The sequence below is a fragment of the Winogradskyella pacifica genome (assembly GCF_013403915.1).
Classification (GTDB): Bacteria; Bacteroidota; Bacteroidia; order Flavobacteriales; family Flavobacteriaceae; genus Winogradskyella; species Winogradskyella pacifica.
The window spans coordinates 157,256-171,941 of sequence record NZ_JABFDI010000001.1 but is presented as its reverse complement, the minus strand read 5'-3'; the positions used below and the strand labels follow the sequence as shown (position 1 = coordinate 171,941).

The window sequence follows — 14,686 nt, the reverse complement described above, 5'->3', positions numbered from 1 at the left end:
GGTGTTTGGTTATTGGTGCTTGGTTGTTGGTGTTTGGTTGGTTGTGTTTGGTTGGTTGTGTTTGGTTGGTTGTTGGTTGATCGTTTTAGATTATGGCAATGCACTGCATGGCTTGTGGTGTTTTGAATGTTTGGAAGGAATCGTTTTGCTGTTTTAGGTATGCGATACCTAACCATACCGTCATGGCCACAACGGTTGGAATGCCTTTTGCTGTTGGCTTTTGCCATTCCAGACTGATATTATGATGTGTTGTATTAAGTGCTAATGGTTGACTTTCTATAATACCTCCCAATGTATGGTGTTCGGGATGTGTTGGTTGATAGGCTTGTATTTGGGGTTGCCATTGTAATTTAGAGACACAACTTATGGCTGCTGTGAGCTGATAATGTGTGGCCTTTTTGGGAATTTTATAATGTTCGTTTGCTATGCTTTCTGGAATCTGTACTGAAATTTCGTTGCGATGTGTATTGGTTGTGACTTTTGTTTTTGAGTTATATAGCTGGTGAAACTCCAGGTCTTTATTCAGTTGAAAACCTATGAGTTCTGATGGACTGTTGAAAAGGTTGGCCTCTCTTTCTCCGAAGGCACCACTCCCCTTTTGAATGATTTTACGGCAACAGCCTGTTAAACGGCTCGGCATATATCGGTGTTCGGTGTAAAGTGTGAAGTGGGAAGTGGGAAGGTTTTTAGAATCAAGAACTTAGAATCAAGAACTTAGAGTCAAGAGCCTAGAGACAAGAGCCAAGAATCAAGAATCAAGAATCAAGAATCAAGATACAAGATACAAGATACAAGAACCTAGAGGTAAGAATTAAGACAGTATTTGATTTTTTTTGTTTAGAAAATTGCCTGTTAACTTGCTAATTGTTAGATTTATAGATCTAAGACCATAATCATGGAGTAACTATTTAATCTTAATGTTGAGACTTACCGACTCATACTACTCGTTGTTTGTGTTATTATAATAGGTGTTGTCTATAGATATATATCCTCTAAAATATTATCTAGACGCCAACTTTACTACAGAAATGTTTATTTAAAATCGGATGCTTGGAAACATAAACGCTATGTCGTTTTAAAAAGAGATAATTGGAGTTGTGTGCGTTGTGGTGCCTATGCTACGCAAGTGCATCATAAGCGTTATGCCAAGAAAAATATTGGTAAAGAACCTATAAAATGGTTAGTGTCTATTTGTGAGCCGTGCCATGATCGATTGCATTAGTTATTCTATTTTAGATTCGTTGTTGGTATTATGTTATAACTTAAGTATAACTAGGATCCACATTATCATAAACACGAATACCTGTTATTTTTCCTGTTTCTTTGTTAATGTCGTAAATGGATATACCAGCTTGTGGTTTAAAAGTTGCGCTTCCCCAAACATCACAAGTGTATTCGCCTGCAAAAGTGCCTTGATCTTTATCTAGAATATAGTTATGAAACTTTAGCGGTACACCTCCATCCGCAAAGAAATGATTGAAATGTTCTTTTAAACCTTTTTCGGTTTTATGATTCCAGCGCCATCCTGCAGGTTCTCTAAAATAAACATTATCTTCAAAAGAAAGCGTTTTCATAGTGTCTTCGGTTGAACCTATGGTGATGCCTTCAAAATAGTTAACGACTTCTGTAGGTTCTGTTAACTCAATAAGTTCTGTAAATAGTGATGCCCTAAATACATGGCCTTCTGTAATCGGATAAACTGAATGGTAAGTTCGTAATGCGCTGTATTTATTTCCAGCTTTAACAAGGATAACCACTAAAGGTAAATCGAACGTATTATTTAATAGGATATCATACTCAATTACGAGATGTTTTTCATCTTCAAACTTCCTAAAAACCTTTACGTCCTTTATTTCTTCTTTTAAATATTCAGCTTGCTTTTTTAATAATGCAATACCCGACGTTTTCCCTTTTGCTTCACCAACGGTTTGTAAATTGAATTCTACATCTTCAGTGAGATGTGAAAGGATACTGTTATAGTCTTGATTTTGAATGAGTTCTATAAATTTCATAATTATTTAATTAGTGCTTTTTCTATTTTGACGACGAGATATAAATTGATCTTTAATTATAGGTAACCTTATGATAAAACCAACTCCAACAATTATAGCATAAATGAGCCACGTTTTTTCTAATATAGCGACATGCAACAAGCTTAAAAATATAGCTGCATAAGCAAAGCTTTGTAATTTCTTCCATTTGACTTTAAGACGTTTCATGGATTTTCTATTGGAAGTGAAAAATAAAGGAATTAAGATTAAAACGGCTATAAATCCTGCAATATAGTTGACTTGTGTAAATGTTTCCATAAATCCTTCTGCTACAATAAAAATAATGAAGTGCAAAAAACTCCAAACAGCAGTTGCAATACCCATTGCTTGTCTTACAAAAAGATTATTGATGCCAAAGAGAATAAAGAACGGTGTGCATGTTAGTACAGCTGTCATCCATCGAATGGCAAACTCTCCTGAAATATGGTATAACATATCTAAATTTTCTTTACCTCCTTCTAATACCATGTTCAATAATGGAATCATAGGTAGTATCGCCAGTATAGTAATAATCATCCAGCCATAATTCTTTTTGATATATTTCATCTTAATATTATTTTTTAATTGTAATTAACACAACCTTACCATTAAATTTTGGTTGTAATTGATAGGTACTATTTTCACCAATGGTTTCTAAAAATGTTTTTGTTTCCTTCATATCTGCATTGTCTACATAAATTATTGTGTGAGAATGAAAATTAGGTTCAAGCATTTGAAATAATGGTAAGTATAAATCTTTCCAACCATCTAGTAACAATAAATCTATTGGTTTATCATGATTTTTTAAGGTTTCCATAGTGTCTCCTACTCTTACTTCAATAAGCTCACTCACTCCTGCCCTTTCAAAGTTTTCTATTGCTTTTTGGGCTTTTGATTCAATTAATTCTGTAGTAATTATATGTCCACCAGTTTCAATGACACCTTGCGCTAAAAACAGTGTTGAAATACCGAAAGAGGTTCCAAATTCAACACTATTTTTGAGTTTATTGTCTGTAATTAGTTTTACTAAATCTTCTCCTTGTTCTTTTGAAATAGACAGATATGCATTTTTAAAATCTAAAGGCTGCATGGCTCTGAAAACACTTTTTGCTGCACTTTTCATTATTTTTAGCTTATCGTATTTTGAGTCTTCAAAGAGTTCGCTTATGGTAGTGTGTATTTGTTTTTGTTGTGAGGTTATCATATTTTCTATTCTATAAAAGAAGGAACATCAAAATAATATTGATATTCCTTCATGCTATTAATCACTATTTATTCAAAATTTTCTGTTTGTATTTTTCCGTTCAGACTCTGGTTACATTGGTGTAATCACATCCCAATGTTCTACTATTCGTCTATTTTTCAAATCTAAACGGATTGCATAATCATAAACTATTCAGCTATTTTTAAATGATCAATAATTCCGCTCTTAAACACGGTTTTTAATGGTCTTTCAGGTTTGTTTTCGTAACCAATAATAATAGAACTGTGTACTATCATTTTATCAAAATCGAAGACAATGGTTAAATAATCTTTGATGCCTGTTTCATGCCAATTGATTAGATAAAGATTATCATCCATTTTAGTGGAACGATATGGAATATCTTCGTTTCCGCGTCCTTTAGCCGGACCAGCAATCCATTCATATTTTGCTTTACCATTGTGAAATTCCATGTGTATGGCTTTGCCATCTTGATATTGGAAGTTCAATGCATATCCATCTAAAAGGTGTTCAGCTTCTCCAAATTGAAATTTGTTGGTCTCGGTTGTTTTGGTTTGTGAAAAACCTAAGCAAAATGTTACAAGGCTAAAAAAAGTGATTAGTTTCAGTTTCATTTCTATTGTTTTTAAAAGTTAAATCTTATGTTCATATTTTTCCATTCGTCTTTTAAACAAATCGTAGAACAAAGTTTTTTAGAACCAATCTGCTCCTGGATCTCCTGGGAAAAAGGCGTCTGGTAATGATAAATATAGTCCACCGTCTAAATAGGTTGGATATAACACTTCTAGTTCATCTATAACTTCTTGCTGTGTTGTAGCTGTACCACCACCAGTAATGGTTTGAGTACCTTTTATAATGCCTTGCGCATTTTGTAAATAATCAATATTTTCATCGATTACAGTGCTTACATCAGAGCGAGAACCATTATGACCTACAAAAAGATGATTGTAATTCGCAAAGTTTGCTTTTAATACATTTAGACCAGCGATCCAATTATCAATCTCATCATCTCCATTATTTGGTGTGTATTCTCTTAAATACGGATGCGATAAGTTATAAATAAGATCTCCTGCAAACACAACTTTATGTTCTTCATTATAGATATAACCGTTTTCTCCTGTTTCGGCGTTAGATACTTTGTCAAAAACAAATGTTAAACCTCCTATTTCTTGAGCACCAGTCACTCCAATTACACTGTTGGGATAGATACTAGTAAAATCGGTTGTACTGTTTAACTGTGCAGCAACGGTGCTTTCTGCATAAACATCTAAATCTGTGAAATTTGTAGCACCACCATAATGATCTCCATGATTATGGGTTATAATAACTGCACCTGGCTTATTAATAACATCTACATAAGCTTCTAGTTCGTTTGCGAAAAAAGGTGCAGGTCCTAAATCTACCAAAACAACATTGTTTTCTGTCTCTACAATGGTTACTGTGTAAGGTGCCGTATCAAAATTGATAGTGTGGTATCTTACAGTGTTTTCTGTAATTACGTTTACAGAACCCGTAGTTATAATGGTACTTGAAGGAGCAGTTCCAAAATCAATAACTTGTTGTGCATTTGAATCATCATCATTACTACAAGAGAACACTGCGAAAGCCAACATAACAATGGCTATAAATTTTAATTTAAAATACTTCATCATTTTTATTTTTTATGTTAATTATTAATACTGCAAAGGTGTAGTAATGCTTCAGTATTAAGATTATCAAAATGATGATAAAAATGGTAATAGTATAACCGAGTGTTATTTTTGTTCTCTAAATTTGAGTGGTGTAAATGTTGTATTTTTTCTAAAAAACCGCACCATATTAGCAGGCTCTTCAAATCCTGTTTTATAACTTATTTCTTTAACAGATAGTGACGTTGTTACCAAATAGCGTTTAATTTCAATAATTACAAAATCATCAATAAAAGCTTTTACAGTTTTGCCCGTTAAGGTTTTTACAATATCATTTAAAAACTTATATGAAATAAATAAATTTGAAGCATAATCTCTTGAACTTCTAGTTTTTGGGTAATCTATTTCTAGCATATCTTTAAATGCTGTAAATTTTTCTAACCACTGTAAATTGATATTTTTAACAGACTGATTTTCTTTAGCTCTCTCTGCTTTGAGAAGTAAAACATGTAGTAGATTACTTAAGATCTCTGATTTTCCAAAATCATTAGAAAACGTGTATTCATTACGTAAATCATTGGCTATATTAATAAGGTTATCATTGTCCATTTCTTTTTGATGGATCACTGGTGCTTCAATATGGTAATTAAATAACCGATTTAGATTGAGGTTGCTTAACAAGTAATGCGATTTGTCTACAAAAGCACTATTGAAAACAATACAATAGCCATCCGCATTTTTTAATTCTTTGGTAAAATGATGTATCTGATTTTTAGCAATAAAAATAGAACTTCCTTCAACTAGCGTATAAGATTTAAAATCGACAACATGAGAATACGAGTTTTTGGTTACAATTAGAATAAGATGAAATAAGATTCTATGTGAAGAAAAGGGATCGTGCGAAGACTTGCTTAACTTGTTGTAAGTTTCTGCAAAAGTCATTACTTCAATATCTAATTCAATGTTTGATTTATAGGCTATTTTAGGTAAATCGTGTGACATACTGCAAATGTATGAAATTAACAAATAGATGATTTCATTTGAATCGTATGTACAATGTTGTTTATGCTTTTTGAATTTGTTTGATAATAGGAGTGCCATTGCCCAACCACAATTATTAATTATTTAACCATTACTATTTCGTGTTTTAGGTTGATTTTTTGTACCTTATGGTATGTGATTTGTGTTTATTATTGACCTTAAAAACAACGTATTATGAACTATTATTTTAGTAAAATTTTAAAAGGTAATTTTAACGATACCGTAGAAAAAGTTATCGCTGCACTTAAAACAGAACAGTTTGGCGTGTTAACGGAAATAGACATTAAAGACACGCTTAAAAAGAAGCTGGATGTTAATTTTAATAATTACAAAATACTAGGGGCTTGTAATCCGCCTTATGCTCATAAAGCTTTATTAGCGGAAAATAAAATTGGGACCATGTTGCCTTGTAATGTTATTGTGCAGGAATTAGATTCTGGTGATATTGAAGTGGCTGCTGTTAATCCTATGGCTTCTATGCAAGCGGTGGAAAATGACGCTTTAAAAGGGATTGCTGAGGAGATTACTATGAAGTTAAAGGCTGTGATTGAGGGGCTTTGAGGGAAGTTTGAAGTGTTCGGTGTTCAGTGTTCGGTGTAAAGTGTTCAATGTAAAGTGTGAAGTTGGAAGTGGTCAGTGTTCGGTGTTCAGTGTGAAGTGTTCAGTGTTCAGTGGGAAGGTTTTTAGAATCAAGAGCCAAGAGCCAAGAGTATAGAATATAGAGCCAAGATACAAGAATCTAGAATAAAGAGAGGTTTTTAGTTGGCGGTTGTTAGTTGTTAGTTGGTGATTCTTTGTAAAGCACTGTGTTTAATAATACAATCTGAAATCCAATACTTTGCAGACGTTATAATGTCTTTGGTGCAACTCTTCTACCACAGCAAACATATCATCATCTTCTTTAAATAGATTAAAGAAAGCTTCATCAAGTTTTGTGCTTGCTATGCCATTGTATGGATGACCATAGCCGGAAATCGCTTTTGCCCCAGTGATATCTAAAAAGTATTGTGCTTCTTCTTCGTCTAGATCCAGAATTTTGGCATTTGAAAAATGTAAAATCTTTCCGTTTAACTGGCCTTCAAAAAGTTCTGCAATTTCTTGTAAACTATAGTAATAGTCATTTAAACAAATGTTATTGGCTTCGCCCTTAATCACCAAATAGATGATTTCATAATCCTTAAAGTTATGATCATCTAATACCAGTGCGTTTAAGCTATCTTCTAGGCCTTCAATAGTGTCGCAGGTTTTATAGATGCTTGCTATGCCATAGTTTAGGGCCAATTGCTCTAAGTTTTTTTGTGCTTCGGTTACCGTGTTGGCGTCTACATCATCTACTCCTTCTAAGCAATAAATAAAGTAATCTGTTTCTGTGATCTGTTCTTGGGGTAATTGTTGTCTTTTTTCTAGCAAGCTTCTAAATTTATGCGACGTTTATAAAGCACAAAATTAATAGAATGCTTTTAATCTTTTTAGTGGTTTAATATAAAGTTTTATGAGGTGATTTGATGATAGCCTATAGTACCAACTCTAACCATAAACTTTTTAAAGGGTGAGATTTGTTGGTTTTGATGCTCAAGAGGATGGTTTGTTGTTTTATTTTATTTATTTATTCATTTGATTTGGTGTTGGTTATGTTTTTAAAGTTATAAAAAGAATCAAGGATTTGAAAATCACATATAATATTTCTATCTAAATTTATATAATTTTATTTAAAAATAATTCTTTCATAAATTGAGCACTTGTATAGGCTGCAAATTTTTTATAATTAATACCATCTACGGTATCTTCTTTATTAACCGTTTTGTCCATTACAGATTTAAATATTATAGGTATTGTTTTGCCGTTATTTGCAAATTGACAAGCTCTGGCCACTCCATAACTCTCCATTTCTACTGCTACCGTTTTTCTATGAATGCCTTTTATGGTATCTTCAAAGAAGCCATTTTTATTTATAACCATAGTACTACATGCCATTGGACCTATAATTATATTAATGGATTTATTATCAATAAATGATGTTTCTTTAATGTTTTTATTAATATTTTGTTTTACAATGTCCAACTTAGGATTTAATTTGTCCTCAAACAAACTATCTAAAGAAATAATTGAATCATGTTCTCTTTCAAATTTTTCTATACTGACACTTATTAGATTTCCGTTTTGATCAAATAATTTATTATAATCAATTACATTTTTATCAAAATCATATAAAGTAATATCAACAACTTTTCCTTCGCTATTTTCTGTCTTAACATCAGAAATTTTCCCTTTTTGAAATGTGAAAATTTGTTTTGCTAGTATAATGTCACCAAAATCGGTGTCTTCAGAGCCTCCGCAAACACCTGACATTAGTAAATATTCAGGATTAAAAAATTCAAGAAGTTGAGTTGCAATTATTGATGTATCTAACATCCCTGTGGCATTTGGTATTGCAGCAATTATTTCAATTTCAGGGTTTTCTTTTAGATAACCTCGATAAAAAACTTTCTTTTTAGTGTGAATTTCTTTATCTTCTGGAAAATTGAATACCTTTTTCAACTCTTCAAATTCATCGTCAAACAATGCGGTTATTACGGCATATTTAATTTGTGGATATTTTTGATTATTACTACTATTTAGTTTTGTTTCACCTTCCATTTCTACTTTGTTATTCGAATTCAACAAGTCTTTTATTGTTATAGCTTTAGCTCTATCAGTTTTTAATTCGTCTCTTACTTCATGATATTTAAAAACATTTTTTAATAAGAATTCATTATGCTTATTGTCAATCATTAACTTTTTTATATCATCTTGTTTATTTCCTTCAGATATAAACATGTATTCTAAATTTGGATATTTTTCTATTATTCCAGACCCTTTAAACTTTGAAATTCCTTTTAGATTATCAGTTTTTCCAAACACGTGAACAACTAAAAAAATATAATCATCACTTTTCAATTGGTTTTCTATGATGTGATCTAGTTGATCTACTTTTTGAATACAAAAAAACCTTTTAATAGTGTATCCTTCATCTCCAAGAAGTTCTTTAGATTTTTTAAAGTTATCATCTTCATCAAAAACAATTATATTAATATTATTTGTATCCATTTATTGTGAATTTAAGTGTTTGTGTAAACTGATTTTTACTTATTTGATTTTCATAAGAGAACCCATAAATATTACTTTCAGATAGATTTTTAAGGCATCTAATACCCTCTCTCGTACTATTTGAGAAATCTTTAGGTTTAATATCATTTTTTATAGTTATACTAAGAGTGTCAGACTCTTTTTTCATTGTAAACATAATCTCATTTTCTGAAATACTATGATTAACCATATTCTTGATTATTTCTTCGATAATCAGTTCTTTTGTATAATTTGAAGGAATCGAACATTCTACATCAAGAATAGTTAATAGTTCATTGTGTTGGACTTTTAATTTTTCGTTTTTTAAACCAGTTATTAAATCTTCTATAAATTCTTTTAAATTTGTAGTACTATTTGATATTAATTTATAGAGTATTGATTCTTCATCAACTTCTTCTTGTATTTTTTTAATATTTAAATCCATTATTTCTAATGTTTCAGTTTCTGTAAAACAGGTATTTATAATATATATATAATCATTTATAAATCCGATTCTACTTCTAACTGAAGAGCTTCCTTCCTCAATTTTTTTATAAAGTTCAAAATAAGGATAAGGTGTCAGGATATCAGGAAATGAGCTTGTGAAATTTAAAATAGGTGTTATAAACTCCGTAATATGCATCCATTGCTTTTTAAGTTCTTTTATATCGTCATTTAAAAGCTTTTCTTTTTTATTTATAGTGGCAATTAATTTTCCTATTTTACTGCTAAACTTACTAACATAGTGACCAAATTGTTCTTTTTTAGAATGCAAATCTAGTTCTTGTTGTTTTTTGTAATGAGCTAATAAATTAATTAATTGTGACCCAAAATCATCTCTTGATGGCAAGGTAGATATGAAGTTAAAGTATTGTTTTAAAATATCGTAATGCGGAATCTTTGCATCAATTAATTTAGTTATCATTTTTGTTAATTCTAAATCAAATTTTGTAGTATTTAAATCTACTTTCTTTAAAGGTAAATATCTAGTTAATTTATACAAAATGTAGTCTAGTGATGATTCTTTCGGCTGAGTAAACTTAATCAGTTTAATGAATTTTTCATTTGTTAATTCAGTAAAAAGTTTATCCTCTTTAAAAACTACAAAAAATAAATGTATAACATCTTTCTTATCCCAATCGTATGCTTTATGTATTTCATAATTGTCATATGAATAAACTAAGTATTTAACAAATTGTTCTATCAAATTAGTTACATCTGGAAGTATTTTGGCCAGTTTATCATAAAGATATGGTTCATAAACAATACAACCGCATATTAATTCAATCTCTTTATATCTATTGACTTCAGTATTTCTTTCATCTTGACTATACTTTTTGATAAATGAATCAAAATAGGTGAAACTTTCTTTATACAACCTATACCCTATTACTTTTCCAATTTCTTCACGCCGTTTAATTAATTCCTTCTTAGGGATTAGATTAGTACCTTTTATTTTAGGAAGGTATTTGTAGTCCTTAAAGTTGTCATCCTTTGGTTCTATTTCTTCAAGAATCTTTTTTGCAATTCTCTTAACGTTGTTAGGTGTATTCGAAATACTGATTAGTTCCTTTAACCAATTCGTTTCTTTACTAATAGGATTACTGTCTAAATAATATGTTGGAATATGCCAATGTGTAGCAAAATATATAGATAAATCAACTGAAGTGTTTTTTTGAACATTAATAGAAGTTAATCTTGAGAAAAATTCTCTTTTATGGTCATTAACTCTTCCGATGAAACATAATAAGATTATCTCCTTAGCATTATAGAAAGAAATTTCATCAATCATTTGAATTAATGAATCGCCTGTAGAAGAACCGTCATCAATTATTAAACATAATTTATCATCGACCTTTGATGAAAGATGTTTTGAATTATGTGGAAATCTCCATCCTTCATTGGTGTTTATCCTATCTATCTCAATAACTTCTATATTATCATTACCTAAACCTGACTTAATATTAGTAAAAAAAATATCTGATTTAATTCCCGAGTCTCTTGGATAAAACACTTGAACTTTATCTGACTTAAGATTAGACTTATTAATCTTATCAAATATGCTTTTAATAAGATCAACTTTCAAGTTTTCTAATATTGGTGTTGTATCAAAAAAGTAAGGATGAATTACATTATTAAATTTATAATATCCAACTTTTAAATTTTCTTCTTCAACAGTGTCAAGAAATTCATTTTCAAAGATAATTTCATTTGAATCCTTATTATAGTTAATTTCTGAATGAAATATGATAGAGTCATTATAGTTAGTCTCTTCATAGCTCAACCTAATTGGTATATTTGTATATGGATTAATTCTAATAATATTTTTACTAATTATATCATCTTTAATATCTACAGCTTCATATTTATCAATTCTGTAATCCAATAAACTAATTGTTTTTTTTAAAATATTATCTAAATTATTATCCGTGTTTCTAAAGCTAACATCAATAACAGAAACTAAAACACCAACATAATTAAGTTTAGCTCCAAATTCAGTTAGTCTATTTTCTATTTTTTTAGTTAAGAAACCTGTAGATATTACATCACATATTAAGATATATTCTATTCCAGAATTATTAGGTAAACTATTCGCTTTGCTATTAAATAAATCATAATTATCGAAACTCCAATGTTGTTCTTTTGTAATTAAATTTAAATCTAATAATGATTGTAACATTTTATTACTGGTAGAAGTAATACCTATAAAATGAACATTATCAATATTGTCAATTTTAGTTTGTAATTTTTTAAAAAATAGATTAGTTAAGTTTTCTAATTCTTCCCTACTGTTGATAATATTATTTATTTCAATATATTCTTTTTGATAATAATTGCCGTTGCATAAATATAAATCTTCTCCGTTATCTTTGACAATCCCTTCATTATCTATCAAAATATTTAGAAAATTAGCACTAATAATATAATCTTCCTCTTCTTTAAATATTTTAATTAATTCACCTTCATTAGGTAAATTTGACTGTAGGTTACCATACGTATCAAATGATAGAATATGGCCTTCAATATTTGAAGGGTCATTAAAGTCTGACTTCGCAATTGAATACTCTGTTAATAATAGTTCATTTAATTTTTCAATATCAAGTTTGTCATATACACCTAGCCATTGAATATGAATTTCATCTTGATGGTTTTGATAATTTATAATAGGTAAAGGATGAATTTTATAATTTTTATAGACAGAACTTAAAGAATTAATAATTTCCGAAACACTATTAACTACTTCTACTTTTGGACCATGTATTATTACAACATTAGTTTTTATATTTATCTCATAATCAGTTATTAAATAAACTAAAATTTTTCTTGCTACTCTATCTTCAATTTTACATCCAAGAAAACTTAAGTATACAACTGTTGACTCTCCATGATCAAATAAAATTGCTTTTCTTAACGCTTGTAAAGAAAGGCTATATAGATTTTTTTTATCTTGTGGGATATCCTTTAATACTTCATTAAGGTTTACATATATTTTATTTTTTGGTTTTATATATTCAAAAGAAGTCTCAGGCTTTATACTTGATTCATTAATTGAATCTTTGTTTTCAATGGCAGGAATATATAAACTAATTAAAGTTCCAGGAAAAAACAGTTCAGTGTTTCCAAAAGTTTTATATGCCTTTTCTATATTATCAGTTTTACTAAAATCATATAGTATTTTCCCAGAATTACTTCGTGCTATCAAAAGACCTTTATATCTGCGAACAATAGTAAGTGCATCAAACAAACCTCTTGGTATGTATTCTTCAGGCTTATCATCTATAATTGTAATTGGATGTCTAGATGAATTGTGTTGAAATGCAAATTTTAATATATCATTATCTGTATCTGTTGATTTCAGAGATTTTGATCTAAGTGTTTCAGGTATTCCAGAGCCAAAATCAAGAAAAGAAAATTCAATATAACCTCTATTGTGAAATTCTTTAGTTTCAGAGTTGTAGAAAAATGATTTGGTTTCAGGTATTTGTTCCGTTTCAAAATTGTTCTTGTTCTGGTATTTTAATTGATCCCTATACTTTTTCTTAAAAGAAATACTGAGAGCAGAGAATGGGGAAAAGTCTTTAAAAGCGGATTGTAATGAATGATCAAGAAAATTTAAGTATAATTCTTCTGATATTATAGAACTCAACGAATTACTGGTAAATGGATGGATACAGTTATTATCTTTTAAAATTTCTTCAATGGCATCAGATAGCTTAAAAACTCTCTCAATCCTTAGTTGAATTTCATTTGCATCATAATTATTAATAAAATCTAAGGTTATAAATGGAGTTATTCCGTATCTACCATAGAGTTCAGCTTTTAATGGATAATAGTTGTCTTCTCTTTGCAGTATTTCTATTGACTTACCATCTAAACCAAAATATTTGATATAGTCTTTATTTGGGATAATTTGCCATATTTCCCAAACCGTCCAAAGTTCAATTATTTGTTTTCTTACTCTTGTAGGAATGTCATTTGTTGAGACTCCCTTTTTAAAAAGTAAAACTTCAAATTCTATATCGTTATTAACGAATATTGAGAATAGTGAAGATAAAACTAATAATTCTTGATTGGCAATATATTCAGTTTCTGTTAAATCAAAAATATACTTATCATCTTTATCAATTTTAAAATTATTGTAAACTCTGTTTATAATTTCATCTAAATGTTTGTCTGAAAATTTTTTTGAAAACTTTATATTCATTTAATGATATTTTTCCTTCAGGGACATAATTATATATGATGCTTGAAGTAATTGTGATTTGATCGTAGATATTAATTATATATAGAATTATAAATTCATAAATCTAAGTCATTTGTTTTTGTTTAAAATTAAAATATTTTAAGGAACTATTGCGTATTTTTTGAAATACATAAATCACATTTCTCCAACGTACTAAATATAAGGCGCATTTTACTTAAGCTGGTGTTTTTGTAATAAATACTATTTAATTAGTTCAATACATCACGACAAAAAAGTCGGGACACTCAAACTGACGTAGAGGGTTAATAAGTTGAAATATCTAAATAATCAGAGTAACTTTACATGTGTAGTTGAAAGGTTTATCATAACATCTTTCAGAAAAATGACGTCATTAGTATGTAATGTTTGTCGGTCTTTAGAAAACGATTATCTTCACTATTCCCTTATACTTTGTACCATGACCAACCCTATTACCTCCATAAACGCTGTAGACTTAGATGGTGTTCCTGTAGATTTGATGCAAGTCTATAAACACAAGATTCTCTTGATGATCATTTATAATAATGATTGTTTAGGTTGCACAGGTCGCGCTATTCCCTTGGCTTATGAGTTTCAACAGACCTATCCTATTATACAAGTTGTAGGTATCCATGCTGATTTTCCGGGTAGAATAGGCACCAAAGCTAATATCAAAAGTATTTTTACTAGTGGTGATATTCCGTTTCCTATTTATATAGATAAGAATCGTTATGTATTTGATCAATTTCAATCTGAAGGGACACCACAATGGGTTTTAATTTCTGAAGATGGTGTGCTGTTTCGTTCTATTTTTGGTTCTCAAGGAAATGCTAAAAACCGTTTGTTTTATGCTTTAGAAAGTCTTGTGGAAAAATAGATTATGTACTGTATAGTTTATGATCTGCTTTTTAGAAGGTTCTTGATACATCCCGACTAA

Annotated in this window: 12 protein-coding genes; 2 read left to right on the top strand and 10 right to left on the bottom strand. The window is 29.7% G+C overall.

Translation table 11 applies throughout. The features are described 5' to 3' along the window. Window positions 1–85 precede the first annotated feature (85 nt). The 7 genes from HM984_RS00695 to HM984_RS00665 form a co-directional block, all read right to left on the bottom strand. Complete coding sequence (locus tag HM984_RS00695) at window positions 86–640, bottom strand: hypothetical protein (protein ID WP_179347716.1); 555 nt, start codon at window positions 638–640, stop codon at window positions 86–88. A 622-nt stretch (window positions 641–1,262) separates the two neighbouring features. Next, the gene (locus tag HM984_RS00690; protein WP_115808830.1) at window positions 1,263–2,012 is read right to left on the bottom strand and encodes a hypothetical protein; all 750 of its coding nucleotides are present in this window, start codon (window positions 2,010–2,012) and stop codon (window positions 1,263–1,265) included. A 6-nt stretch (window positions 2,013–2,018) separates the two neighbouring features. Continuing rightward, a complete protein-coding gene (locus HM984_RS00685; RefSeq protein ID WP_257018428.1) occupies window positions 2,019–2,567 on the bottom strand; it encodes a ferric reductase in 549 nt (182 codons plus the stop codon). 37 nt (window positions 2,568–2,604) lie between these two features. Then, window positions 2,605–3,234 carry an O-methyltransferase gene (locus tag HM984_RS00680; protein WP_179347715.1) on the bottom strand — a complete coding sequence of 210 codons (630 nt, stop codon included), beginning with the start codon at window positions 3,232–3,234 and terminating at the stop codon, window positions 2,605–2,607. 188 nt (window positions 3,235–3,422) lie between these two features. Further along, window positions 3,423–3,866: a MoaF-related domain-containing protein gene (locus tag HM984_RS00675; protein WP_115808833.1), complete on the bottom strand. Its 444-nt coding sequence runs from the start codon at window positions 3,864–3,866 to the stop codon at window positions 3,423–3,425. Between the two features lie 78 nt (window positions 3,867–3,944). Continuing rightward, window positions 3,945–4,901 carry an MBL fold metallo-hydrolase gene (locus HM984_RS00670; protein WP_179347714.1) on the bottom strand — a complete coding sequence of 319 codons (957 nt, stop codon included), beginning with the start codon at window positions 4,899–4,901 and terminating at the stop codon, window positions 3,945–3,947. Between the two features lie 105 nt (window positions 4,902–5,006). After that, entirely contained in the window at window positions 5,007–5,882 is an 876-nt protein-coding gene (locus HM984_RS00665; RefSeq protein WP_115808835.1) for an AraC family transcriptional regulator, read from the bottom strand. A 213-nt stretch (window positions 5,883–6,095) separates the two neighbouring features. Between HM984_RS00665 and HM984_RS00660 the strand changes: the two genes are divergently transcribed. Further along, entirely contained in the window at window positions 6,096–6,482 is a 387-nt protein-coding gene (locus HM984_RS00660) for a DUF302 domain-containing protein (protein ID WP_115808836.1), read from the top strand. Between the two features lie 249 nt (window positions 6,483–6,731). Here HM984_RS00660 and HM984_RS00655 read toward each other — a convergent pair whose 3' ends face one another. The 3 genes from HM984_RS00655 to HM984_RS00645 form a co-directional block, all read right to left on the bottom strand. Continuing rightward, window positions 6,732–7,331, bottom strand: a complete 600-nt coding sequence (locus HM984_RS00655) for a DUF6642 family protein (protein ID WP_179347713.1) — start codon at window positions 7,329–7,331, stop codon at window positions 6,732–6,734. A 285-nt stretch (window positions 7,332–7,616) separates the two neighbouring features. Continuing rightward, entirely contained in the window at window positions 7,617–9,008 is a 1,392-nt protein-coding gene (locus HM984_RS00650) for a 5'-methylthioadenosine/S-adenosylhomocysteine nucleosidase family protein (protein ID WP_179347712.1), read from the bottom strand. Further along, window positions 8,995–13,731 carry a phosphoribosyltransferase gene (locus HM984_RS00645; protein ID WP_179347711.1) on the bottom strand — a complete coding sequence of 1,579 codons (4,737 nt, stop codon included), beginning with the start codon at window positions 13,729–13,731 and terminating at the stop codon, window positions 8,995–8,997. Before HM984_RS00645 ends, HM984_RS00650 begins: the two co-directional genes overlap by 14 nt. A gap of 457 nt (window positions 13,732–14,188) precedes the next feature. Here HM984_RS00645 and HM984_RS00640 point away from each other — a divergent pair, with 457 nt between their 5' ends. After that, entirely contained in the window at window positions 14,189–14,626 is a 438-nt protein-coding gene (locus HM984_RS00640; protein WP_179347710.1) for a TlpA family protein disulfide reductase, read from the top strand. The last annotated feature ends 60 nt before the right edge of the window (window positions 14,627–14,686 follow it).